This is a genomic window from Saccharothrix sp. NRRL B-16314 (assembly GCF_000716595.1).
Classification (GTDB): domain Bacteria; phylum Actinomycetota; class Actinomycetes; order Mycobacteriales; family Pseudonocardiaceae; genus Actinosynnema.
This window is the reverse complement of the sequence record NZ_JNXC01000018.1, coordinates 1-22430: the sequence shown is the minus strand read 5'-3', so window position 1 is coordinate 22430 and position 22430 is coordinate 1. Positions and strand designations below refer to the sequence as shown.

Below are 22430 nucleotides of genomic sequence, written 5' to 3'. Positions count from 1 at the left end.
CGGGGCCGTCCCGTCAGGTGGGACCGCCACCGGCTCGGCGCGGCGTCCTTCAGCCGGCGGACACGGCGACCAGCCACGTCGCCGCCAGCAGGCCCGGTCCATGCGGGACGGTGGTGGACGGCCACCAGCTGCCCAGGACGACGGTGATCACGCTCGCCAGCAGCGCGCCCGCCGGTAACGCGAGCCAGGACACCGAGGCCAGCACCGCGCCCAGCGGGCCGGCCAGCTTCACGTCTCCCCCGCCCATCGCCGACGGCGCGACGACGCGGACGAGCAGGTGGAAACCGCCGAACACCAGGCAGCCCGCGAGGGCGCGCCCCATGTCCGCACCGCACAGCCACAGCGTGAGGCCGACCACCGGGTACGCGGGCAGCGTCAGGGCGTCCGGCAGCCGACCGTGACGGAGGTCCGTCACGGTCAGCAGCACGCCCAGCCACCCCAGCAGCAGCGGCACGGGGAGCCAGTGCGGAGGGGACAGTGATCGGGCCGCGAGCCACAGCACGGCGGTCGGCACCGCGCACCACAACCAGCACACGTCGGCGCCTCGGGGAAGGCGGCGGAGCAATCCGGCACCGAGAGCGCCGGCCAGGAAACCTGAGATGACCATGCACCCAGCGTGGCGATGTGGACACTCCTGGTGCAACGAGGAAGGCGGATGAATCGTCCATTCATCCGCCTTCGCCCGCCTCGCCGAGGAGTCGACCCGTGCGGAGGATCAACCCCGCCGGTTCACCGCCGCCGATTCACCGCTGTCGCTTCACCGCTGTCGCTTCACCGCTGTCGCTTCACCGCTGCCAGGAGAACAGCGCTTCTCCCGCCACCACCGGACCACCGGCCTGGTCCAGCAGCACCTCCGGCGCCGCGTCCAACGCGATCACCGGGCAGATCGGCGCGAACCCCGCCGCCTCCACCTCCGCCGGGTCCCACGTCACCACGACCTGTCCCGCGCGCACCGCCTCGCCCTTGACCACGTGCAGCGCGAAGCCCTCACCCTTGCGCTTCACCGTGTCGATCCCCAGGTGCACCAACACCGCCGCGCCGTCCGGGGTGGCCACCACGAACGCGTGCGGGTGCAGCGTCACCACCGTCCCGTCCACCGGGGACACCACGTCGGCGCTCACCCGGTCCGGCTCCACCGCCACGCCCGGACCCACCATGGCCTGCGCGAACACCGGGTCCGGCACCTCGGTCAGCGGCACCACGCGACCGCTGACCGGGCTGGCCACGCGCAACGTCACAGCAGGTCCTCGATGTCGCTGGCGATGGTGTCGGCCTCCGGGCCCACCACCACCTGCACGACGTTGCCCGAGCGCATCACACCGTGCGCGCCCAGCCCCTTCAAAGCCTTCTCGTCCACCAGGGAACCGTCCTCCAGCTCACAGCGCAGGCGCGTGATGCACGGCTCGATCTCCACGACGTTGTCCGCACCACCGAGCGCGGCGAGGATCCGCTCCGCCTTGTCGTCCGCCACTTGAAGTCCCTTCTCGACACCTGGCCTGAGGGTGCCACCGCTCGGGCACGGTCCCGTAACGGCGGTTGACACCCGGTTGGCGAGCGGAGCATCCTCCCCGTCACCAACTGGTCTAGACCGGAAAGTACCAATCCGGGATTGACGACGCGAGCACCGGGGAGGTGTCGTGAACCGCGCCGAGATCGCCACCGAGATCGTCGAAGGGCCGAAGCCCAAGCACGCGCAGCTCCGCGACATCCTGCGGCGCATGGCCGAGCACGACCTGCCGCCCGGCTCCCCGATCCCGTCCGAGCGCGACCTGGCCGAGCGGTACCGCGTCTCCCGCATCACGGTCCGCGCCGCGGTCGGGCAGCTCGTCGCGGAAGGACTCCTGACCAGGGCGAAGGGCCGCGGCACGTTCACCGCCCGACGCCGGCTGGACGTCCAGCTGTACCTGGAGTCGTTCACCGAGGACATGCGTCGGCGCGGTCTCACCCCCGCGACCGAGGTGCTGGCCTGCGCCGAGGAGGTGCCGCCGCCCGACGCGGCCACCGCGCTCGGCCTGCTGCCGCACGAGCCGGCGTGCAAGCTCGTCCGCCTGCGCCGGGCCGACGGCGTGCCGCTGGCCGTCGAACGTGGTTGGTACAACCCGCGGGTCGTGCCCGACCTCGACCGGCACGACCTCACGACCTCGCTCTACACCCTCATCGCGGACCACTACGGCGTTCAGCTCGACCACGCGGCGCAGACCGTGTGGGCCGAGGCCGCCGACCCCGAGACGGCGAAGCTGCTGGGTGTTCGGGCCGGCAGCCCGCTGCTGGTGTTCCACCGCGTCGCCGGCTCACGAGGCAGGCCCGTGGAGGACATGACGTCCTGGTACCGGGGCGATCTCTACCAGGTGACCATGCAATTGGACCGGACCGTCCCGGAATCCGGCCCGCACCACTCCGCCAAAGGAGGTACCCCATGAGCGCCAGCGCCCCACAGGCGACCGGCGGTCGTGAGATCAAGGGACTGGCCGGGCTCCAGCGCTTCGGTCGCAGCCTCATGCTGCCGATCGCCGCGCTGCCGGTCGCCGCTCTTCTGCTCCGACTCGGCCAGCCCGACCTGCTCGGCAAGGACGGGCTCGGCTGGAACGCGGTCGCCGGTGTCATCGGCGGGGCGGGCGACGCCCTGTTCGCCAACCTGCCGCTGCTGTTCGCGGTGGGTGTGGCGATCGGCTTCGCCCGGCGAGGTGACGGCTCCACCGCCCTGGCGGCGGTCGTCGGCTTCGTGGTGACCGAGGCCGTGTTCAAGGCGATGTCGCCGCTGGTGCTTCCGCTGCCGGAAGGCGCTGCCGCGGACGCCAAGCAGGAGCTGATCAACTACTCGGTGCTGACCGGCATCGTGGTCGGTCTCATCACCGCCGTGCTGTGGCAGAAGTACCACCGCATCAAGCTGCCCGCCTACCTGGCGTTCTTCGGCGGCCGGCGGTTCGTGCCGATCATGGTCGCGGGCGTGATGATCGTGGTCGGTGTCCTCATGGGCCTGATCTACCCGTGGTTCGACGCGGGCCTGACCTGGGTCGGCGAGAGCATCTCCGGCAGCACGATCATCGGCGCGGGCGTCTACGGCACGATCAACCGCCTGCTGATCCCCCTCGGCCTGCACCACATCCCGAACACGTTCATGTGGCAGGTGTTCGGCGAGTACGAGGGCAAGACCGGTGACATCCAGCGGTTCTTCGCTGGCGACCCGTCCGCGGGCACGTTCATGACGGGCTTCTTCCCGATCTTCATGTTCGCCCTCCCCGCGGCGGCGCTGGCCATCGTGCACACGGCCCGCCCCGGCCAGCGGAAGATCGTCGCGGGCATCATGGGCTCGGCCGCGCTGACCGCGTTCATCACGGGTGTGACCGAACCGCTGGAGTTCGCGTTCATGTTCGTGGCGTGGCCGCTGTACGTGATCCACGCGTTCCTCACCGGCACGTCGCTGGCCATCAGCAACGCGCTGGGCATCCACGACGGGTTCGGGTTCTCCGCGGGCGCCATCGACTACGCCCTCAACTTCAACATCGCGACCAAACCCCTGCTGATCCTGGTGCTGGGCGTGATCTACGCGGCCATCTACTACTTCCTGTTCCGCTTCGTCATCACGAAGTGGAACCTGAAGACGCCGGGGCGCGACGAGGACGAGGATCCGGAAGCCGACCAGAGCGTCGTCGACGACGCCGAGGCCACGTCCGGCAAGAACGGCAAGAACGGCAAGAAGGGCCGGCGGGACGCCACCGCGTCCTGATCGGTGACGGGAAGACGAGAGGACGGGTCATGCCTGAGCGACGGGTCACCGTGGCGAGCAAGGTCGGACTGCACGCACGCCCTGCCGCACTCCTGGCGAAGGCGGCGGCCGGGCAGTCGGTGACGGTCACCATCCGCAAGGACGACGGCCAACCGGTCGAGGCGGCGAGCGTGCTGAACCTGATGACGCTCGGCGCGATGCACGGCGACGAGGTCGTGCTGGCCGCGGACGGCGACGGTGCGGACGCGGCGCTGGAGGCGATCGCCGAGATGATCGCCACCGACCTGGACGAGGGCTGATCCCCTCGACACCACCGGCTGGGCCCTGCTCGCACCCTCGCGCGGGCAGGGCCCAGTGGCGTCTTCACGGTGTCCGAGCGTTGGGTTCGCGTGTTCTGAGCGTTGAACTCACGCGTTCCGAACGTAGGACACGGTGGTTCTGAACGTAGGACTCTCGGGTTAGCAGGGGAGCGGGAGGAGGTTGTCGGTCGCCTCGCGCAGGGCGGCGCGCATGGCTTCGCGGGGTGCCGGGAGGCCGGTGAACTGCTCGGCCTGGCCGAAGGCCTGGTGCAGGAGCATGTCCAGGCCGGTGGCCAGGGTGCGGCCCCGCTTCTCCACCGCGCAGGCCAACGGCGTCGGCCACGGGTGGTAGATGACGTCGAGGACGGTGGGCGCCTCGGCCAGCGCCGCGGCGATCGGCTCGGTGGCGGCCGGCGGCACGGTGCTGACCAGCACGTCCGAGGACGACGCCAGCGCGGCGAAGTCGGCGGTGTCCCACGTGACGGTGTCCAGGTCCAGGCCGAGGCCGGACGCGCAGGTTTCAGCCTCCGCGGCGCGGGAGGCCGAGCGGACCACCAACGAGACCGACCGGACGCCCACGGACGCCAACGCCACCAGCGCGGCCGTGGCGGTGCCGCCCGCGCCCAGCAGGACGGCACGCGTGCCCGACGTGAAGCCGCACACCGCGCGGAGAGCGCCCAGCACCCCGTCCACGTCGGTGTTGTCCGCACGCCAGCCGTCGGCGACCGGCACCAGGGTGTTCGCGGCGCCCACCTGGGCGGCCCGTTGGGTGGACGAGGTGGCCACCGCCAGGGCCGCCCGCTTGTTGGGCATGGTCACCGACAGACCCGCCCACGACGAGTCCAGCCCCGCCACCAGGGCCGGAACGCCGTCCGCCGCGCACTCGACCCGCGTGTAGGTCCAGTCGGACAGCCCGAGCGCCGAGAAGGCGGCGTTGTGCAGCACGGGCGACAAGGAGTGGGCCACCGGCGAGCCGATGACCGCCGCACGGCGCGTCACGTCAGAAGACGCCGTCCGCGCGGGCCTTGTCGACCAGCACCAAGTGCTCCTCGTACGTGTTCGTGAAGCACGTCGTGCCGTCCTTCTCGCACTTCACGAAGTACATCCACGGCCCCTCTTCGGGCGCGATCGCGGCGGCGACGGCCTGCTGGCCGGGCGAGCCGATCGGCGTCGGCGGCAGCCCCTTCACCTGGTACGTGTTGTAAGGCCCCGAGGCGTAGCGGTCCTCGTCGCTGGTGGTGACGATCGGCCGGTCGAGCTTGTAGTTCACCGTGGAGTCGAACTGCAGGATCTGGCCCTCCGCGAGCCGGCTGTACACGACCCGCGAGATCTTGCCGAAGTCCTCGGTCAGGCCTTCCTTCTCGATCAGGGACGCGATGACCAGCACCTCGTACGGCCGGAAACCGGTCTTCGTCGTGCCGCTCGGGATGCCGTACCCCTGCAACCGCGACAGGGACGTGGCGATCACGCTCTTCAGCACCTCGGTCGCTTCCGCGCCCGGCTTCACGTGGTACAGGCCGGGCACGATGAGGCCTTCGAGCCGGTTCTCCTTCGGCGCGTTCACCACGTCGCCCAGCGCCCACTCGGGGATGCCGAGCGCGGCCGGGTCGGCGTTGTCCGCCGCTTCCCGCAGCTGCTGGAGCGTCACGCACTTCTTCGTGCCGTCCAGCTCGACGCACGACGCGTCGGACAGCTGCGACAGGATGCCCTTGGTGACGGAGCCGTCCAGCGCGGTGATGTCGTGCAGGACGTTGCCGCCCTTGACCTCCAGCGGCACGACCTTCGCCGCCGGGTCCACCATCCGCGAGACGGCGGCCTCGCCGGACATCTTCGTCTTCATCAGGTAGAAGCCGGGCTGGATGGCGGTGACCCGCCCGTCGTCCGCGCCGGCCTCGGTGAACGCCCGCGAGCTCGCCACCACGCCCTGGTCCTTGAGCGTGGTCGCGATGGTGGTGACCAGGTCGCCGTCCTTGACCTCGACCACCACGTCCGCCTCGCCCGCGCCCGCGAAGTCGTCGTACGAGCCGATGCCGCTCAGCGTCTTGTACCCGTAGTACGCGCCGACACCGCCACCGGCCAGCACGAGCGCCACGACGACCCACAGGATCGTGCGCTTGCGCCTGCGCTTGGCCCGACGGGCGGCAGCGTCGTTCTTGCCGCGAGCACGCTCGTCGTGGCGCGCGTCGGGATCGGTGAACAACCCGAGGTCGTCGTTCACGAGCCGTCCTTAGCTCCGGGGGCCCGCTCCTCAGCGGCGCGGGCCACGTGTCGCGCCCGTCCGTCCAGCCAGGACTGCAGGATCTCGACCGCGGCAGCCTGGTCGACGACGGCGCGTTGCTTCTTGCCTCGCACCCCTCGCTCGGCGAGCACCCGGCTCGCCGTGACGGTGGTCAACCGCTCATCGGTCAGCCGCACCGGCACGGGGGTGACGCGCTCGGCCAACGCCGCAGCGTACGCCGCCGCCGCCGATGCCGCAGGCCCGTGCTTGCCGGCCAGCGTGCGTGGCAGTCCGACCACGACTTCCACCACGTCGTGCTCGGTGACGAGAGCCGCCAGATCGGCCAGGTCCCGGCCGGTCTTCACGTCACGTCCCAGGGTAACCAGCGGCGTCGCGAGGAACGCGCCGGGATCGCTCAGCGCGACCCCGACGCGGACCGCGCCGACGTCGACGCCCAGCCTCCTGCCGAGGCCGGGGTCGTCGACGCCGGGGCGATCAGCGCTGCTCAAGGGCGCGGTCCACCTCGGCGCGGAGGGCGGTGATGGCCTCGGCGACACCGCCGGGGTTCGTGCCGCCGCCCTGGGCGAGGTCCGGCTTGCCGCCGCCGCGACCGCCCACGGCCGGGGCGAACGCGGGCATCAGCTTGCCGGCGGCCAGGCCCAGGTCACGGGCGGCGGCCGTGGTGGCCACCACGAAGGCGACCTTGTCGCCGTCCGGGGCGAACAGGCCGACCACGCCGGGCTTGGCGCCGAGCCGGTTGCGCACCTCGCCGGCGATGGTCCGCACGTCGGCGGCCGACGTGCCCGCCGGCAGCTCCAGGGCCACCAGGGCCACGCCGCGCACGTCCAGGGCCTGGTCGGCCAGGGAACCGGCGTCGGCGACGAGCTGGGCGGCCCTGACCTTCTCCAGCTCCTTCTCGGCCACCCGCAGCCGCTCCACCAGGGCCTCGACCCGGGCGGGCACCTCGGCGTCGGGCACCTTCAGCATGGCGGCGACGTTCTGCACCAGTGCCCGCTCCTGGGCCAGGTACTTGAACGCCTCGATGCCGACGTAGGCCTCCAGGCGGCGCACGCCGGAGCCGATGGACGACTCGCCGATCATCGTGACCGGGCCGATCTGGGACGAGTGCTCGACGTGCGTGCCACCGCACAGCTCGCGCGACCACGGTCCGCCGATCTCGACCACGCGCACGGTCTCGTCGTACGTCTCGCCGAACAGGGCGACCGCGCCCATCTCCTGGGCGCCACCCATGTCGGTGTACACGACCTGCACCGGCAGGTCCTTGCGCACGGCGAGGTTGGAGACCTCTTCGATCTCGCTGCGGGTCTCCTCGGAAAGACCACCCGTCCAGGCGAAGTCCAGCCGCAGGTAGCCCGGCTTGTTGTACGAACCGCTCTGGAGGGCGGACGGGCCGAGCACCTGGCGCAGGGCGGCGTGCACGACGTGCGTGCCGGAGTGGCCCTGGCGGGCGCCGATGCGCCACTCCGGGTCGACCCTGGCCTCGACGTGCTCGCCCTCGGCGATCTCGCCGCTGATCACGCGCACCTGGTGCACCCACAGCTTGCGGGCCACCTTCTGGACGTCCACGACCTCCAGCTCGGCGCTGCCGGACACGATCACGCCGGCGTCGCTCTCCTGGCCGCCGGACTCGGCGTACAGCGGCGTGCGGTCGAGCACGACCTCGACGATGTCGCCCTCGCGGGCCGACTTGACCCGCTTGCCGTTGCTGACGATGCCGCGCAGCGTGGCCTCGCTGGCCAGCTCCTGGTAGCCGGTGAACTCGGTGGCGCCGAGTTCGAGCAGCTCCCGGTACACGGTCTGGTCGCCGTGCCCGGTCTTCTTGCCGGCGGCGTCGGCCTTGGCGCGGGCGCGCTGCTCGGCCATCAGCTTCCGGAAGCCGTCCTCGTCCACGGTGAGGCCCGCCTCGGCGGCCATCTCCAGGGTGAGGTCGAGCGGGAAGCCGTACGTGTCGTGCAGCTGGAACGCCTTGTCACCCGGAAGGGTGGCCCGGTTGTCGGCCTTGACCTCGGCGGCGGCCGTCTCGAAGATCCGCGAGCCGGCGTCGAGCGTGCGGAGGAACGTGTCCTCCTCGGCCTTGAGCACCTGCTGGATCCGGGCGAAGCCGCTGACCAGGTCCGGGTAGGCCGGGCCCATGGCGTCGCGGACGATCTCGGCGAACGTCACCAGCACGGGCTCGGTCACGCCCAGCAGGCGGGCCGAGCGGATGATGCGGCGCAGCAGCCGGCGCAGCACGTAGCCGCGGGCCTCGTTGCCGGGGGTGACGCCGTCGCCGACCAGCAGCACACCGGACCGGGCGTGGTCGGCGATGACGCGGAAGCGGACGTCGTCCACCTCGTTGGCGCCGTACTTGCGGCCGGACAGCTCCTCGGCCTTCTGGATCACCGGGCGGACCAGGTCGGTCTCGTAGACGTTGTCCACGCCCTGGAGCAGGGAGGCGACCCGCTCGATGCCCATGCCCGTGTCGATGTTGCGGGTGGGCAGCTTGCCGATCGGCTTGTGCCCCAGCTTGGGGCTCAGGTCGCCGCGCACGTCCTGCATGAAGACCAGGTTCCAGATCTCCAGGTACCGGTCCTCGTCGGCCACGGGGCCGCCCTCGCGGCCGTACGCCGGGCCGCGGTCGTAGTAGATCTCCGAGCACGGGCCGCCGGGACCGGGCACGCCCATGTCCCAGTAGTTGTCCTTGCCGTCGCGGCGCTGGATGCGCTCCTGCGGCAGGCCGGCGACCTTCTGCCACAGCTCGATGGCCTCGTCGTCGTCCAGGTAGACGGTGACCCAGATGCGGTCGGGGTCGAAGCCGTAGCCGCCGTCGTCCTGGGACTTGGTGATCAGCTCCCAGGCCAGCCGGATGGCGTCTTCCTTGAAGTAGTCGCCGAACGAGAAGTTGCCGGCCATCTGGAAGAACGTGTTGTGCCGGGTGGTCTTGCCGACCTCGTCGATGTCCGGCGTGCGCACGCACTTCTGGATGCTGGTGGCGCGCTTGAACGGCGGCGGGGCCTCACCGAGGAAGTACGGCTTGAACGGCACCATGCCGGCGTTGACGAACAGCAGGTTCGGGTCGTCGAGGATGAGCGAGGCGCTGGGCACGTACTTGTGGCCGGCGCGCTCGAAGTGCTCGCGGAAGCGCTTGATGATCTCGTGGGTCTGCACGGGTCTTGATCCTTCGGGAGGGTGGCGAACCTGGGCGCGGTGAGGCGACCGACGGGGCTGTCCGCCTCAGTCGATCGCCCGGCGCGCTCGCCGACCCGGCGTGACGCCCGTCTGACGTGCCACGGTGTCGTGCAACTCGTCTTCGCGCTCGGACATCCCGGCGCGCACGTCGGCGCCGAACGAGCCGAGGGCGCCGGCCAGCTGGCGCAGGCCCTGCCCGACGTTCTCGCCGATGCCGGCGGGCGTGGCGGCGTGCGCGGCCTGACCCGCCTTGCGGCTGGCGGCCACGCCCGCGGCGATACCCAGTCCGAACCAGAACAGCCGACTCATCGCCTACCCCTGCGTCGCGTGTGCTTGTTGGGCGCTTCCTTCGCCGCGCGCCGGGCGCGGACGGCCTTGCTCACGCCGTAGGACAGCGCGGCGGCCTTGACCAGCGGCCCGCCGAGGGTGGCGGTGAACAGCGAGGTGAGCGCGGAGACGTTGCCGGTGACGGCGCGGGCGTTGGCGGTGATCCCGTCCACCCGCTCCAACTGCGTGTTCACGTGCGAGATCGTCGTGTTCGCGCCGGTGAAGAGCGGATCGCTGTTCTCGTGCGCCTTGCGGATCGCGACCGTGGCCTCGTCCAGCGTCCGGCCCAGCTTGATCAACGGGATCGCCAGCAGGAGCACAAGCAGCACGAACGCACCGGCGGCGACCAGCGCGGCGATCTGCCCTGGCGACACGGATCCTCCTGGATGGATTGCGAGGCTTGATGGTGTCCTCGAACGGTGGTCAAGGTTACCGCGCCGCCCTCGGCGGCCTCGAACGAGATCAGCGGTGGGCGCGTGGGTGCCGTGCCAAGGGTTGGGACGGCCGCCCAAGTCCCCCCATTTGGCGTCGATTCGATCGTGGTCGCGGCGGCTAGCGTTGGTCGCGCAGTGATCGTCACGTCACACGTCGTCACGCAGAGCTTGACAGACACGACACCGAGTAGATGAGGTAAGCCTAACCTTAGTCGAATCGGAGGTGCCGTGTTCGCCGTCAGTTCCGCCGGCCGGTCGATCCGGGCGGGCCGACCGATCCCGCCCGGCCCGCCCGCCGACGTGCTGGCCGAGGCGCACCGGCTGCTCGGCGAGCTGTCCGAGCACGGCATCGGCGCGGACGCCGCCCTGGCCCGCGTCACGACCGCACTCGCCGCCGGCGGTGTCGACCTGACCAGCCCGTTCGCCGCCGCCCACCTGCAACCGCCACCGCTGGCCGTTGCCGTGTCCGCGGACGCCCTGGCCAGCGCGGGCAACGCCTCGCTGGACACCTACGACTCCGGGCCGGCCGCCATCGCCGTGGAGCGGTGGGTGGTCGCGGCCCTCGCCCGCTTCGCCGGGTTCGACGCGGAGGCCGACGGCGTGTTCACGCCGGGCGGCACGCTGTCCAACCTGACCGCCCTGCTGCTCGCCCGGGACGCGGCGGCGGCACGGCTCGGCGTCGACGTGCGGTCCGACGGGGTCGCGGCGTTACCCGATCCGGTGGTCTTCTGCTCGGAGCTGGCCCACTTCTCCGTGTCGCGGGCGTGCGCGGCGCTGGGCATCGGCGAGCGCGCCGTCCGCGCGGTGTCGGTGGACTCGCACCGGCGGATGAGGCCGGACGCGCTGGCGGCGATGCTGAGCGCGGGCGGCACGCCGGTGGCGGTCGTGGCGACGGCGGGCACCACGGACTTCGGCTCGGTCGACCCGCTGCCGGAGCTGGCGGCGCTCGCCCGCGAGCACGGCGCCTGGCTGCACGTGGACGCGGCGTACGGCTTCGGCGCGGTGTTCTCGTCGAAGCTCGCGGGGCTGGTGGACGGCCTGGCGCTGGCCGACTCGGTGACCGCGGACCTGCACAAGATCGGCTGGCAGCCGGCGGCGGCGAGCGTGCTGCTGGTGCGCTCGGCGGCGCTGTTCGGCCCGCTGGAGCGGTCGGTGGCTTACCTGAACCCGGAGGACGACCGGGCCGAGGGCTACGACGGCACGCTCGGCCGCTCGTTGCAGACCACGCGCCGCCCGGACGCGGTGAAGGTGGCCGCGACGCTGCTCGCGCTGGGCCGGGCGGGCCTGGGCGCGCTGGTGGACCGGTGCCACGAGCTGGCCGGCCACGCCGCCGCGCTGATCGCCGCCGACCCGGCGTTCGAGCTGGTCGGCGGCGCCACGTTGACCACGGTGGTGTTCCGGTACCGGCCGGCGGACGACTCGGTGGCGGACGAGGTGAACGCGCGGCTGCGGCGGGCGCTGCTGCGCGCGGGCGAGGCCCTGATCGGCCGGACCCGGGTCGACAAGGTGACGTGCCTGAAGTTGACCCTGCTGAACCCGAACGCCCGGGAGTCGGACCTGGTCGCGCTGCTGGCGCTGGTCCGCGCGGCCGGATCCGCCGCCGAACGACTCGTGGAGGGAGCGGCATGAGACCAGACCCGCTGGAAGGCGACGCGCGGGCGACCGCGGAGCACGCGCACCTGGAGGCGCTGCTGCGGTGCTGGGTGCGGGAGCGGAACGTGCCGGTCGCGGACCGGGTGCGGATCGACGTGCTGGGGCTGCCGTTGGAGGCGGAGGTGCGCTACGCGTCGCCCGCCGGGCGGCACCGGTTCGGGGCGGTGACGCTGGCGGGCAAGCCGGTGGACCCGGTGGTCGCGGTGGCGCTGGTGGGCGCGGAACTCGGCGGTGACACGGCCGACCTGGTCGAGCGCACGGCCGAGTCGGTGCGGCGGGTGGCCGGGTTCGTGGCCTACCGGCGCCGTGCGCCCGTGGGGCCGGCGGACCGGTTCCTGGACGCCGAGCAGCGGTTGATGCTCGGCCACCTGCACCACCCCGCGCCGAAGAGCCGGGACGGCCTGTCGGACGCGGACAACACCCGGTACGCGCCGGAGCTGCGCGGCTCGTTCCCCCTGTTCTGGTTCTCGGCGGCCGAGGAGGTCGTGTCGCACGGGTCGGTCGCCGGCCCGGACGCGGTGACGCTGATGTCGTCGCTGGCCGGCCGCAGCCCGGAGAGGGGCCGGGTGCTGGTGCCCGCGCACCCCTGGCAGGCGCACGACCTGCTGCACCGGCCCCGGATCGCGTCGTTGGTCTCGCGCGGGCTGCTGGAGCCGCTGGGCGAGTTCGGGCCGGCCTGGTCGCCGACGTCCAGCCTGCGCACGGTGTACCGGACGGGCGCTCCCGTGATGCTGAAGCTGTCGCTCGGGCTGCGGATCACCAACTCGCGGCGCGAGTCGACGTCGACCGAGCTGCGCCGGGGCTCGGAGGTCCACCTGCTGCTGGAGTCCGGGTACGCCTCCGGCACCGAGAAGGCGCACCCGGAGTTCGGCGTCGTGCGCGACCCGGCGTGGATCGCGGTGGACGAGGGCGGCGAGGTCACCGGGCTGGACGTGGCCGTGCGCGAAGTGCCGGAGGACATCGGCGATTCGCGCTGCCTGGCCGGGATGGTCGCGCCGAGGCCCGGTATCGGGCGCTCCCTGCTGGGCGAGCTGGTGCTGCGGCTCGACGCCGCCGAGTGGGTCGCCGACTACACCGACCACGTGCTGGCGCCGATGCTGCGGCTGTACGCGGAGACCGGCATCGGGCTGGAGGCGCACCAGCAGAACACGCTGGTGCGCCTGGACCCGGCGGGACGGGTCGTCGGCGGGAGGTACCGGGACAACCAAGGCTACTACCTGGCGTCCTCGCACCTGCCGAGGGTCCTGGAGCGGCTGGGCGCCGCGGAGTCCACGCTGGCCGTCGTGGACGACGCGATCGTCGACGACCGGCTCACCTACTACCTGCTCCACAACCAGGCGCTGGCGGTGATCGGGTGCATCGGCGTGGAGGGCCTGGCCGACGAGCGCACCCTGCTGCGCGTGATGGCGGCACGGCTGGAGGCGGCGCTGCCCGCGCTCGCCGAGGCGGGTCCGGACGGCGACCGGCTGGCCCGGCGGTGGCTGGAGGCCGAGGTGCTGCCGTGCAAGGCGAACCTGCTGACCAGGCTGGAGGGCATCGACGAGGTGCTGGCGCCGCTGGACGCGCAGTCCGTGTACTTCGACGCGCCGAACCCGTTGCGGGAGGGCAGGTGCGCCCGGTGAGCCACCTCGACGCCTACCGGCCGACCGACGACCTGTCCGCGGTGCCGGGTCCGCCGCTGCCGGTCCTCGCCGACGGCTGGCACGCCCGCGCGGTCGACCCCGACACCCCCGACCTCGACCTGGTGCACCGCTGGATGCAGGCGCCGCACGTGGCCGCGTTCTGGCACCAGGCGTGGCCGCGCGACCGGTGGGAGGACGAGGTGCGGCGGCAGCTGTCGGGGCGGCACTCGCTGCCGGTGCTGGCGAGCCGGGGTGACGACCCGGTGATCTACCTGGAGGTGTACCGGGCGGCGCGGGACGTGGTCGCGCAGGTGTACCAGGCCCGGCCGCACGACATCGGGCTGCACGTCGCCGTGGGCGAGTTCGGGATGACCGATCGCGGGCTGGTGCGGGCGTTGCTGCCGGTGCTGACCGAGGCCCTGTTCGACGCGGACCCGCGGTGCACCCGGGTGCTGCTGGAGCCGGACGTGCGGAACCGGCGGGCAATCGCCTCGTTCACCGCGGGAGGGTTCGCGGCGGTCGGTGAGGTCTTGTTGCCGGACAAGGTCGCCCTGCTGATGGTGCGGACCCGGTGATCGCCAGGGGGGCGGTCGCCGACGTGGTGGCCGTCGGGTGCGGTCCGTTCAACCTCGGCCTGGCCGCACTGGCGTCCACTGTGGACGATCTGGACGTGGTGGTGCTGGAGGCGCGCCCGGAACTGCGCTGGCACAGCGGGATGATGTTCCCGGACGCCGTGCTGCAGGTCAGCTTCCTGGCCGACCTGGTGACGTTGGTCGACCCGACGCACCCGCTGTCGTTCCTGGCCTACCTGCGGGACGCGGACCGGCTGTACCCGTTCTACGTGCGGGAGAGGTTCCACCCGACCAGGCGCGAGTACGAGGACTACCTGCGGTGGGCGGCGTCCCGGCTGCCGGTGCGGTTCTCGCACCCGGTCACGTCGGTGCGGTGGGCCGACGACCGGTTCGTGGTGTCCGGGGAGCGGTTCTCGGTGGAGGCGCGGCACCTGGTGCTCGGTGTGGGCACCACGCCGTTCGTGCCGCCGGCGTTGGCGGGGCTCGGCGACCGGCTGGTGCACAGCTCCGACTACCTGCACCGGGAGGTTTCCGGCGATCGGGTGACCGTGGTCGGGTCGGGGCAGTCCGGTGCGGAGATCGTCCTCGACCTGGTGCGGCGCAACCCGGACGGCGGCCCGGCGGTGGCGTGGCTGACCCGGACGCCGGTGTTCGCGCCGCTCGACTACACCAAGCTGGTGCTGGAGATGACGACGCCGTCGTACGTGCGGCACTTCCACTCGCTGCCCCAGGAACGGCGGGACGCGCTGCGGGCCGAGCACTGGCGGCACTACCGGGCGATCTCGTCGGAGACGCTGGAAGAGCTGCACGACCTGCTGTACCGGCGGGAGTGGGAGCACGGGCTCGCGCCGGTCGAGCTGCGGCCGGGCGTGGCGGTGGTGTCCTCGGAGGTCGAGTCGGGCGAGGTGGTGCTGACGTGCGTGCACCGGGACACCGGCCGGACGTTCCGGCACCACACCGACCTGGTCGTGGCGGCCACCGGGTACCGGCAGGCGCCGACGCCGTTCCTCGCGCCGCTGGAACCGCTCGTGCACCGGGACGACCAGGGCCGGTACGTCGTCGCGCTCGACCACTCGATCTCGCTGGACCCGTCCGTCACCGGCCGGGTGTTCGTGGCGAACGCCGACCTGCACAGCCACGGCGTCGCCGCGCCCGACCTCGGCATCGGGGCGGTGCGCAACGCGACCATCGTCAACGCGGTGACCGGCCGCGAGGTCTACCCGCTGCCCAAGCACACCGCCTACACCAGCTTCAGCGCCCCCGAGGGCTGCGGGCGACCGGGAGACGACCTTGAGTGACCTGTGGCGCGAGTGCTCGGCGGCGTTGCTGGCGAAGGCGATCGGCGAGTTGTGCTTCGAAGGGCTGCTCGGTCCCGCCGCGCTCGGCGGCGGCGGGTACGAGCTGCGGTTCGGCGACGCCGTCTACGCGTTCTCCGCGACGCGGACGGCGTTCGGCGGGTGGGCGGTGGAGCCGGGATCGGTGCGCCGGGCGGCGGCGGGCATCCTCGGTGACGACGTGGTCGAGCCGTGCGACGACGTGCAGCGGTTCGTGGTGGACGCGTTCCGGCACCTGCGGGTCGACCCGGCCACGACCGCCGGTTTTCTGGCCGAGGTGACGGCGACGCTGGCCGCCGACGTGGCGCTGGCCTCGACCGCGCGGCCGGCGGCGGAGCTGGCGTCGTTGCCGCAGGCCGAGCTGGACGGGCACCTCACCGGGCACCCGTGGCTGATCGCGAACAAGGGTCGGGTCGGGTTCTCGGCGGACGACCTGGCGCGGCACAGCCCCGAGTCGCGGGTGCCCGTGCGGCTGCCGTGGGTGGCCGTGCACCGGGGGTCCGCGGAGTTCCGCGGCACGTCGGAGCTGTCGGAGGAGGGCGTCCGCGCGCGGGAGCTGGACCCGATGACGGTCGAGCGGTTCACCGAGGCGTTGCAGGAGGCCGGTGTCGACCCGGCGGCCTACGTGTGGCTGCCCGTGCACCCGTGGCAGCTGGACCACGTCGTGCGGACGTTGTGGGCGCCGGAACTCGCCACCGGTCGGCTGGTCGAGCTGGGCGAGGCGCCGGACTGGTACCTGCCGACGCAGGCGATCCGCACCATGTCCAACGTGGACTCCCCGGGCCGCTACCAGGTCAAGCTGCCGCTGAAAATCCTGAACACGTCGGTGTACCGGGGTATCCCGCCGCACTGCACGCTGGCCGCGCCGGTCGTGACGCAGTGGCTGGCCGGCCTGTGGCAGGCGGACAAGCTGATCGGCGAGTGGGGCACGGAGCTGTTGGGCGAGGTCGCTTCGGTGACGGTGCGGCACCCGCAGCTGTCACGGGCGGGTGACGTGCCGTACCAGTGGCTGGAGACGATGGGGTGCATCTGGCGTGCGCCGGTGGCGCTGCGGCCCGGCGAGCGCTCGTGGTCGTTGGCGGCCCTGCTGCACGTGGACCGCGCCGGTCGGCCGCTGGTGCTGGAGCACATCGGGGACACGGACCCGGCGGTGTGGTTCGCGGCGCTGCTGCGGGCGCTGTTCCGGCCGTTGCTGCACGTGCTCTACACGTACGGGATCACGTTCAACCCGCACGGCGAGAACGTCGTGGTGATCACGGACGGGGACGGCGTGCCGACCAGGGTCGCGCTGCTCGACCTGGTGGACGACGTGAACGTGTCGGTGGACCGCGTCCCGGCGCGTGGCCTCGAACCGGACGCCCACGACCCCGTGCTGCCGCGCAAGCCGTGGCCGGTCCTGCGCCAGTACATCGTGGACGCCCTGCTCGTGGGCGTCTTCCGCCCGCTGTCCCGCCTGCTGCCGCTGTCCGAGGACCGGTTCTGGGGCATGGTCCGCGGCGAGGTCGACGCCTACCGCGACCACTTCCCCACCCTGGCCGGCCGGATGGACGAGGGCTCGCTGACCGTCCGCGACTTCTTCCGCTACCCGCTGAACAGCTACCGGATCACCCTCGGCTACCAGGACCTGACCGCCCGCCCGCCGGTGCCGAAGACGGGCACCCTGCCCAACCCGCTGCACGACGTGCGGCCGATCCCACCGCCCGACGGCTGGTGAAACTCGGCCGCCTCGCCCGGTATCCCCGGCCGGGCGAGGCGGCCGGAGTCCTAGAGGCGGGCGAGGGTCAGGTAGGCGAGGCCGAAGTGGTCCCGGTAGCCCTTGAGCCAGCCGTCGCGGTGGTCGTCGACGATCGCGCGGACCTCGTCCGCCTGCGGGTGGTCGGGGTGGTCGAGCAGCCAGCGTTCCCGGGAGGCGCACCAGCGGGACTCGAAGCTGTCCCACTCGTCCAGGGTCGCGGTGGCCAGGTTCAGCAGCCGGTAGCCGCAGGTCATCGCCAGGTCCACCAGCTCGGCGAGAGTGCCGAACCCGTCCTCTCCGAAGATCTCGGCCGACCGCGCGTTGGGCGGCTGCTCCCAGAAGCCGTCACCGAGCAGCAGGGTGCCGCCGGGGCGGAGGCGGGCGTGCATGGCCTCCAACGTCTGCTTCGTGCCGCCCCAGGCGTGCGACGCGCCGATGGAGATCACCACGTCCGCCGGCTCGGCCGCCCAGGTGGTGACGTCCGCCAGGTCCAGTGTGACGCGGGACGCCAGGCCGCGGGCCTCGACGTTCGCCCGGCCGCGGGTGATGGCGTACTCGTCGCTGTCGACGCCGAGCCCGCGCGCGTTCGGCTCGTGCTCGACCGCCCTGAGCAGCAGTTCCGCCCAGCCGCAGCCGTAGTCGACCACCGTCGCGCCGGGACGCAGGTGCAGGCTGTTGATCAGGTCGTGGGCCTTGCCGTCGGACAGGGGGGTGTTGAAGTCGAGCAGGGCATGGCCGTTCAGCGGCACGTCAGTCACGGGGCACACCGTGTCAGAACGCGCGCGGATCGGAAATGGATTTACTCCTCGCCCCGGACCACGCGGCGCAACTTCGGCAGGCGTTCGGCGATCACGCGCTCCGCGCCACGACCGGTCGGCTGGTAGTAGTCGCGGCCGACCAGGTCGTCCGGCGCGTACTGCTGGGTCAGCACGCCCTCCGGCACGTCGTGCGGGTAGCGGTAGCCCTGGGCGTTGCCGAGCTTCGCCGCGCCCGCGTAGTGGCCGTCGCGCAGGTGCGCGGGCACGGAACCGATCGCACCCTTGCGGACGTCCGCCATCGCCTCGCCGATCGCGGTCGTCACGGCGTTCGACTTGGGCGCGGTGGCGAGGTGGACGGTGGCCTGTGCCAGGTTCAGCGCGCACTCCGGCAGCCCGATGAGCTGCACGGCCTGCGCCGCGGCCACGCACGTCTGCAAGGCGGTCGGGTCGGCCATGCCGACGTCCTCGCTGGCGTGGATCACCAGCCGCCGCGCGATGAACCTCGGGTCCTCCCCCGCCTCGATCATCCGGGCCAGGTAGTGCAGCGCGGCGTCCACGTCGGAACCGCGGATCGACTTGATGAACGCGCTGGTCACGTCGTAGTGCTGGTCACCCTGCCGGTCGTAGCGCACGGCCGCCTTGTCGACCGTCGCCTCCAGCGTCGCCAGGTCGAGCACGCCGCCCGCGCCGACCGAGTCCGCCGCCGCCTCCAGCGCCGTCAACGCGCGCCGGGCGTCACCGCCGGCCAGCCGCACCAGGTGGTCCTCGGCGTCCGGCTCCACCGTGATCGAGCCGTTCAGGCCGCGTGCGTCCTCGACCGCCCGCCTGACCAGCACGCGCACCGCGTCGTCGGACAACGGCCGCAGTTGCAGCACCAGCGACCTCGACAGCAGCGGCGAGACGACGGAGAAGAACGGGTTCTCCGTGGTCGCCGCGACCAGCAGCACGATCCGGTCCTCCACCGCGCCGAGCAGGGCGTCCTGCTGGGTCTTGGAGAACCGGTGCACCTCGTCGATGAACAGCACGGTCGACTCGCCGGAGCGGACCAGGCGGCGACGTGCATCCTCGATGACCGCGCGCACCTCCTTCACGCCCGCCGACAGCGCCGACAGGGCCGAGAACCGCCGGCCGGTGGCCTGGGAGACGAGCGTGGCGAGGGTCGTCTTGCCGGTGCCGGGCGGGCCGTAGAGCATGATCGAGGCGGGCGACGAGCCCTCGACCAGCCGGCGCAGCGGCGCGCCTGGTCCGAGCAGGTGGTCCTGCCCCACGACCTCTTCCAGCGTGCGCGGGCGCAGCCGCACGGCCAGCGGCGCGTTGGCGGCGATGCGGGCGGCCTTCTCCTCCGGGTCGACGCCGAACAAACCCTCGTCGAACAGCCTTTCGGTCACGTGTTCGACTGTAGCTCTCCTGTGCACAGCCGCTGTCCGAGCGTGCAACGCCGGTTCCGCCGCAGGTCGTGGGCGGTGCAGGGTGGCGGCATGAGCAAGCTGAGTCCGGAGCAGGTCGCCCGGCACGCGCACGACGCGGGGTTCCGCGGGCAGGACCTGACGATCGCGGTGGCGGTCGCGCTGGCCGAGTCCGGCGGTGACCCGCGGGCGCACAACGCCACCCCGCCGGACGACTCGTACGGCCTGTGGCAGGTCAACATGCTCGGCGCGATGGGGCCGGCGCGGCGGCGCGAGTTCGGGCTCGACTCGAACCGGGAGCTGTTCGACCCGGCGGTGAACGCGCGGGCGGCGAACAGGATCTCCGGTGACGGGCAGTCCTGGACGCCTTGGACGACGTACACGAGCGGGGCGTACAAGCGGCACCTGGACGAGGCGCGGCGGGGCGTGGACGCGATGAAGCGCGGCGGCGCGAGCGGTGGCGGCGGTGGTTCGGGCGGTGGCGGGTCGCGCGGCGGTGGCGGGTTCTCGGTCGACGTTGGCGTGCTGCGCGACTACGCGCGGCGGACGCAGGGCACCGCCGACGACCTGACCGCGCTCGGCCGGCGGCACGTCCGCGAGGTGCGGGAGATCGCCGAGGACAGCTTCGGGCGCATCGGCAGGCAGTCCGGGTTCGCCGCCGCGCTGGACGACTTCGGCGCGGCGCTGCGCAAGCAGGTCAAGGGCGTCGCGCGCAACACCGACGCGCTGGCCACGTCCGCCTCCCGTTCCGCCCGGTCGTACCAGGAGCAGGACGAGGACACGGCCCGCGCGGTCACCGGCGGAGGAGAGGCGTAGTGGACACCCGCGAGATGGCACGGCACTTCGCCGAGAGCATGATCGGCCACCGGAACTCGTTGGCGGGCAAGGCGGAGGACGCGGTGAAGGTGCAGTACGCGCTGAACCGGACCGCGTCCGGCCTCACCGACCGGCACGAGGACCAGACCAAGGCCGCCAAGACGGTGCTGGAGCACTGGAAGGGCGACAACTCCGAGGGTTTCGAGAAGCGCTCGAACCGGCTGGGCAGGCAGCTGCGGGTGACCGCCGACGCCGCCCGTGACGCGGAGGAGATCGTCGCCGGGGTGACGAGCGCGTTGACCACCGGTCACGCGCGGGCGCGGCGGGCCGTCGAGGAGTACCTGGACCGGGCGAGCGGGCTGCTCGACGCGGGCAAGGCCGTCGGCACGCAGGCCGCGCTCCTCAAGGCCGTGGCCGAAGCCGCCGACCTGGAACCGGGGTACACCAAGGAGACCAGGGCGACCGTCCGGCACGTGCGGGGCGAGATGGAGGACGCCGCCCGCAAGCTGCGTGCGTTGGAGAAGGAAGTCGAGCACGACGGCATCGCCGACAGCCGACCGGAATCACGCCGCGGTCGCACCCAGCCTTCGCACGCCCGCGACCGGGGTCGGTCCCGCACGATCATCTCGGCCGCCCGGCGTGAGCTGGGCACCCGCGAGAACCCGCCCGGCAGCAACCGCAACCCGTACGGCCCGACGGCGGCGTGGTGCTCGTCGTTCGCCACGGCAATGTGGCGCAAGGCCGGGGTGGACATCCCGGTCCTGCCGTTCACCGGTGACGTGTTCCGCTGGGGGCAGCGGAACGGGAAGGCGTACACGAGCCTGAGCGCCGCGCGGCCGGGAGACGTGCTGCTGTTCGGGACCGGGCCGGGCAGCACGGCGACCAGCAAGCACATCGGGATCGTGGAGAAGGTCTCCGACGGCACGGTGACGCTGATCGAGGGCAACTCCGGTGACAGCGTGCGGCGGAACACGCACAAGCTCAGCTCGGCGACGTTCTACGGAGGGGTGCACCCGTGATCACCGGCAGCGCGCACGACCCGGACACCGGGATCGCGGTCGAGGTCGGCCCCGGTGGTGGGCTGCGGGACCTGACGCTGGACGCCCGGTCGCTGCGGCTGGGGCAGACCCGGTTGGCGAAGGCGATCCTGGCCCTGGTCGACACGGCCACGGCCCGCGCGAACGCCCGGGTCCACCGCTCCCTCGGTGACGTGAGTGCCCTGGGGCTGGCGGTGGGGACGCGGATGGCCGAGTCGGTCGAGGACACGACTCCCGAGACGTGGCGGGTGTGATGGGACTCGATGTGACGGAAGAGCTCGGTGTGATGGGGGATCGTGTGATGGGCCTCGGTGAGCGGTTGGACGCCATCCGGCGGGAGGCGTCGGCGTCCGGGGTGACCGTGGTGGTCGACCTGCACGGCAGGCCCGTCGATCTGGAGTTCACCCGTGAGGCGCTGACCCTGCGGCCCGACGAGCTGGCCGGTGTCGTCCGCCGCCTGGCCGACGAGGCCGCCGCGGCGGCGGTGGCGGATGGCATGGCGGTGGTGAGCGAGGTCGTGCCCCCAGAGTGGATTGATCAGGCGTTATACCCGGTCGCGTGATGATCCGGGAATGCCTGTTCGAATACCGTTGGGGCCATGGATGTTTCGCCCGTGCCGCTGCTGACCGAGGACGACGTGTTCGCCGCCGTCGCCGCGGTCGAGGCGTCCGCGCGGGCGTTGCACCGGCGGCGGCTGGAGTTGCTGTCACAGGTGTTGCGGTGCGGGTATGACCTGGACGCGTACCGGCGGTTGGTGCGGGCGAACCCGGCGGAGGTGAAGCAGTGGATCGCGCAGGTGGAGTTGTACCTGCCGCTGCCCGACTGGTCGCAGGAGACGTTGGTCGAGGCGGCGCGGTCGGTGGAGCCGAAGGTGATCCGTCAGCTCGCCGACCGCATCCGCGACCGGATCGAGCAGGATTCCGTGGACGAGTTGGACGAGCCCGCCGCCGAACCCGGGGATGTGTTGTACGTGCGGGACCTGCCGGGTGGGCGGGTGGAGTTCTGGGGTGAGTTGTCGGCGGAGACCGGCACCCGGTTCACCGCGATGCTGGAGCCGTTGGCGACGCCGCGTCCGGAGGGGCCGAAGGACCGGGCACACCGGTTCGGTGAGGCGTTCGCCGACGTGATCACGCTGGCGTCGCGGTCGGGTGATCTGCCGTCGGAGGCCGGGGAACGGCCGCACATCAGCGTCACCCTCGACCTGGAGACGTTGCGGCGGGGTGTGGGGCACGCGGTGCTCGACGGTGACCGCTATCTGAGTGCGGCGCAGGCGCGGCGGATCGCGTGTGACGCCAAGGTGATC

Annotated in this window: 24 protein-coding genes; 13 read left to right on the top strand and 11 right to left on the bottom strand. The window is 72.3% G+C overall.

All coding sequences use genetic code 11. From position 1 onward, the window contains the following. Positions 1-49: 49 nt before the first annotated feature. The 3 genes from OQ02_RS23430 to OQ02_RS23420 all read right to left on the bottom strand — a co-directional run bounded on the left by OQ02_RS23430 (position 50) and on the right by OQ02_RS23420 (position 1471). The gene (locus OQ02_RS23430; protein ID WP_033440709.1) at positions 50-607 is read right to left on the bottom strand and encodes a prepilin peptidase; all 558 of its coding nucleotides are present in this window, start codon (positions 605-607) and stop codon (positions 50-52) included. Positions 608-785: 178 nt separating this feature from the next. Next, on the bottom strand, positions 786-1238 hold the full coding sequence (locus OQ02_RS23425; protein WP_033440708.1) for a PTS sugar transporter subunit IIA: 453 nt from the start codon (positions 1236-1238) through the stop codon (positions 786-788). Continuing rightward, positions 1235-1471: a glucose PTS transporter subunit EIIB gene (locus OQ02_RS23420; RefSeq protein ID WP_033440707.1), complete on the bottom strand. Its 237-nt coding sequence runs from the start codon at positions 1469-1471 to the stop codon at positions 1235-1237. The genes OQ02_RS23425 and OQ02_RS23420 overlap by 4 nt, the downstream gene beginning before the upstream one ends. A 247-nt stretch (positions 1472-1718) precedes the next feature. On the opposite strand from OQ02_RS23420, the gene OQ02_RS23415 reads away from it, so the two are divergent. Genes OQ02_RS23415 through OQ02_RS23405 form a run of 3 tightly spaced genes read left to right on the top strand, consistent with a single transcriptional unit; the run spans position 1719 to position 4026 of the window. Beyond that, positions 1719-2420: a GntR family transcriptional regulator gene (locus OQ02_RS23415; RefSeq protein ID WP_081915890.1), complete on the top strand. Its 702-nt coding sequence runs from the start codon at positions 1719-1721 to the stop codon at positions 2418-2420. Further along, complete coding sequence (locus OQ02_RS23410) at positions 2417-3727, top strand: PTS transporter subunit EIIC (RefSeq protein ID WP_051772707.1); 1311 nt, start codon at positions 2417-2419, stop codon at positions 3725-3727. The genes OQ02_RS23415 and OQ02_RS23410 overlap by 4 nt, the downstream gene beginning before the upstream one ends. 29 nt (positions 3728-3756) lie before the next feature. Further along, positions 3757-4026, top strand: coding sequence for an HPr family phosphocarrier protein (locus tag OQ02_RS23405; RefSeq protein ID WP_033440705.1), 270 nt, complete (start codon positions 3757-3759; stop codon positions 4024-4026). 159 nt (positions 4027-4185) lie between these two features. On the opposite strand, the gene OQ02_RS23400 is transcribed toward OQ02_RS23405, so the two are convergent. The 6 genes from OQ02_RS23400 to OQ02_RS23375 form a co-directional block, all read right to left on the bottom strand. Continuing rightward, a complete protein-coding gene (locus OQ02_RS23400) occupies positions 4186-5025 on the bottom strand; it encodes a shikimate dehydrogenase (protein WP_033440704.1) in 840 nt (279 codons plus the stop codon). Between the two features lies 1 nt (position 5026). Continuing rightward, entirely contained in the window at positions 5027-6244 is a 1218-nt protein-coding gene (gene mltG, locus OQ02_RS23395; protein ID WP_033440703.1) for an endolytic transglycosylase MltG, read from the bottom strand. Further along, the gene (gene ruvX / locus OQ02_RS23390; protein WP_033440702.1) at positions 6241-6753 is read right to left on the bottom strand and encodes a Holliday junction resolvase RuvX; all 513 of its coding nucleotides are present in this window, start codon (positions 6751-6753) and stop codon (positions 6241-6243) included. Before ruvX ends, mltG begins: the two co-directional genes overlap by 4 nt. Continuing rightward, positions 6740-9412 carry an alanine--tRNA ligase gene (alaS, locus tag OQ02_RS23385; protein WP_033440701.1) on the bottom strand — a complete coding sequence of 891 codons (2673 nt, stop codon included), beginning with the start codon at positions 9410-9412 and terminating at the stop codon, positions 6740-6742. Before alaS ends, ruvX begins: the two co-directional genes overlap by 14 nt. Before the next feature lie 66 nt (positions 9413-9478). Next, on the bottom strand, positions 9479-9742 hold the full coding sequence (locus tag OQ02_RS23380; RefSeq protein ID WP_033440700.1) for a hypothetical protein: 264 nt from the start codon (positions 9740-9742) through the stop codon (positions 9479-9481). After that, positions 9739-10134 carry a DUF948 domain-containing protein gene (locus OQ02_RS23375; RefSeq protein WP_033440699.1) on the bottom strand — a complete coding sequence of 132 codons (396 nt, stop codon included), beginning with the start codon at positions 10132-10134 and terminating at the stop codon, positions 9739-9741. Before OQ02_RS23375 ends, OQ02_RS23380 begins: the two co-directional genes overlap by 4 nt. Before the next feature lie 288 nt (positions 10135-10422). On the opposite strand from OQ02_RS23375, the gene OQ02_RS23370 reads away from it, so the two are divergent. From OQ02_RS23370 to OQ02_RS23350, 5 genes are read left to right on the top strand one after another with little or no spacing between them, the layout of a single operon-like run. Continuing rightward, a complete protein-coding gene (locus tag OQ02_RS23370; RefSeq protein ID WP_051772706.1) occupies positions 10423-11823 on the top strand; it encodes a pyridoxal phosphate-dependent decarboxylase family protein in 1401 nt (466 codons plus the stop codon). Then, on the top strand, positions 11820-13469 hold the full coding sequence (locus OQ02_RS23365) for an IucA/IucC family protein (RefSeq protein ID WP_033440698.1): 1650 nt from the start codon (positions 11820-11822) through the stop codon (positions 13467-13469). Before OQ02_RS23370 ends, OQ02_RS23365 begins: the two co-directional genes overlap by 4 nt. Further along, positions 13466-14044: a GNAT family N-acetyltransferase gene (locus OQ02_RS23360; RefSeq protein ID WP_081915889.1), complete on the top strand. Its 579-nt coding sequence runs from the start codon at positions 13466-13468 to the stop codon at positions 14042-14044. The genes OQ02_RS23365 and OQ02_RS23360 overlap by 4 nt, the downstream gene beginning before the upstream one ends. Further along, positions 14041-15339, top strand: coding sequence for a lysine N(6)-hydroxylase/L-ornithine N(5)-oxygenase family protein (locus OQ02_RS23355; protein ID WP_231500180.1), 1299 nt, complete (start codon positions 14041-14043; stop codon positions 15337-15339). Before OQ02_RS23360 ends, OQ02_RS23355 begins: the two co-directional genes overlap by 4 nt. After that, positions 15332-17089, top strand: a complete 1758-nt coding sequence (locus OQ02_RS23350) for an IucA/IucC family protein (RefSeq protein WP_033440697.1) — start codon at positions 15332-15334, stop codon at positions 17087-17089. The genes OQ02_RS23355 and OQ02_RS23350 overlap by 8 nt, the downstream gene beginning before the upstream one ends. Before the next feature lie 50 nt (positions 17090-17139). On the opposite strand, the gene OQ02_RS23345 is transcribed toward OQ02_RS23350, so the two are convergent. Both OQ02_RS23345 and OQ02_RS23340 read right to left on the bottom strand, forming a co-directional pair. Continuing rightward, entirely contained in the window at positions 17140-17868 is a 729-nt protein-coding gene (locus OQ02_RS23345; RefSeq protein WP_081915878.1) for an SAM-dependent methyltransferase, read from the bottom strand. A 41-nt stretch (positions 17869-17909) separates the two neighbouring features. Further along, positions 17910-19256 (bottom strand): replication-associated recombination protein A, encoded by a 1347-nt coding sequence (locus OQ02_RS23340; protein WP_033440696.1) that lies wholly within the window; start codon positions 19254-19256, stop codon positions 17910-17912. A 90-nt stretch (positions 19257-19346) separates the two neighbouring features. Here OQ02_RS23340 and OQ02_RS23335 point away from each other — a divergent pair, with 90 nt between their 5' ends. The 5 genes from OQ02_RS23335 to OQ02_RS23315 form a co-directional block, all read left to right on the top strand. Continuing rightward, positions 19347-20090: a type VII secretion target gene (locus OQ02_RS23335; protein ID WP_033440786.1), complete on the top strand. Its 744-nt coding sequence runs from the start codon at positions 19347-19349 to the stop codon at positions 20088-20090. Then, entirely contained in the window at positions 20090-21109 is a 1020-nt protein-coding gene (locus OQ02_RS23330) for a CHAP domain-containing protein (RefSeq protein WP_033440695.1), read from the top strand. The genes OQ02_RS23335 and OQ02_RS23330 overlap by 1 nt, the downstream gene beginning before the upstream one ends. Next, positions 21106-21381, top strand: a complete 276-nt coding sequence (locus OQ02_RS23325) for a hypothetical protein (protein WP_081915877.1) — start codon at positions 21106-21108, stop codon at positions 21379-21381. Before OQ02_RS23330 ends, OQ02_RS23325 begins: the two co-directional genes overlap by 4 nt. Positions 21382-21413: 32 nt before the next feature. Further along, complete coding sequence (locus OQ02_RS23320) at positions 21414-21689, top strand: hypothetical protein (RefSeq protein ID WP_156077244.1); 276 nt, start codon at positions 21414-21416, stop codon at positions 21687-21689. Between the two features lie 36 nt (positions 21690-21725). Further along, positions 21726-22430 (top strand): DUF222 domain-containing protein (locus OQ02_RS23315; protein WP_156077243.1); only part of this gene is annotated, 705 nt, incomplete at its 3' end.

Coding starts and splice junctions, on each gene's coding strand:
- OQ02_RS23430 (WP_033440709.1), bottom strand. CDS start 607: ATGGTCATCTCAGGTTTCCTGGCCGGCGCTCTCGGTGCCGGATTGCTC.
- OQ02_RS23415 (WP_081915890.1), top strand. CDS start 1,719: ATGGCCGAGCACGACCTGCCGCCCGGCTCCCCGATCCCGTCCGAGCGC.
- OQ02_RS23410 (WP_051772707.1), top strand. CDS start 2,417: ATGAGCGCCAGCGCCCCACAGGCGACCGGCGGTCGTGAGATCAAGGGA.
- OQ02_RS23405 (WP_033440705.1), top strand. CDS start 3,757: ATGCCTGAGCGACGGGTCACCGTGGCGAGCAAGGTCGGACTGCACGCA.
- OQ02_RS23380 (WP_033440700.1), bottom strand. CDS start 9,742: ATGAGTCGGCTGTTCTGGTTCGGACTGGGTATCGCCGCGGGCGTGGCC.
- OQ02_RS23365 (WP_033440698.1), top strand. CDS start 11,820: ATGAGACCAGACCCGCTGGAAGGCGACGCGCGGGCGACCGCGGAGCAC.
- OQ02_RS23335 (WP_033440786.1), top strand. CDS start 19,347: ATGAGCAAGCTGAGTCCGGAGCAGGTCGCCCGGCACGCGCACGACGCG.
- OQ02_RS23320 (WP_156077244.1), top strand. CDS start 21,414: ATGGGGGATCGTGTGATGGGCCTCGGTGAGCGGTTGGACGCCATCCGG.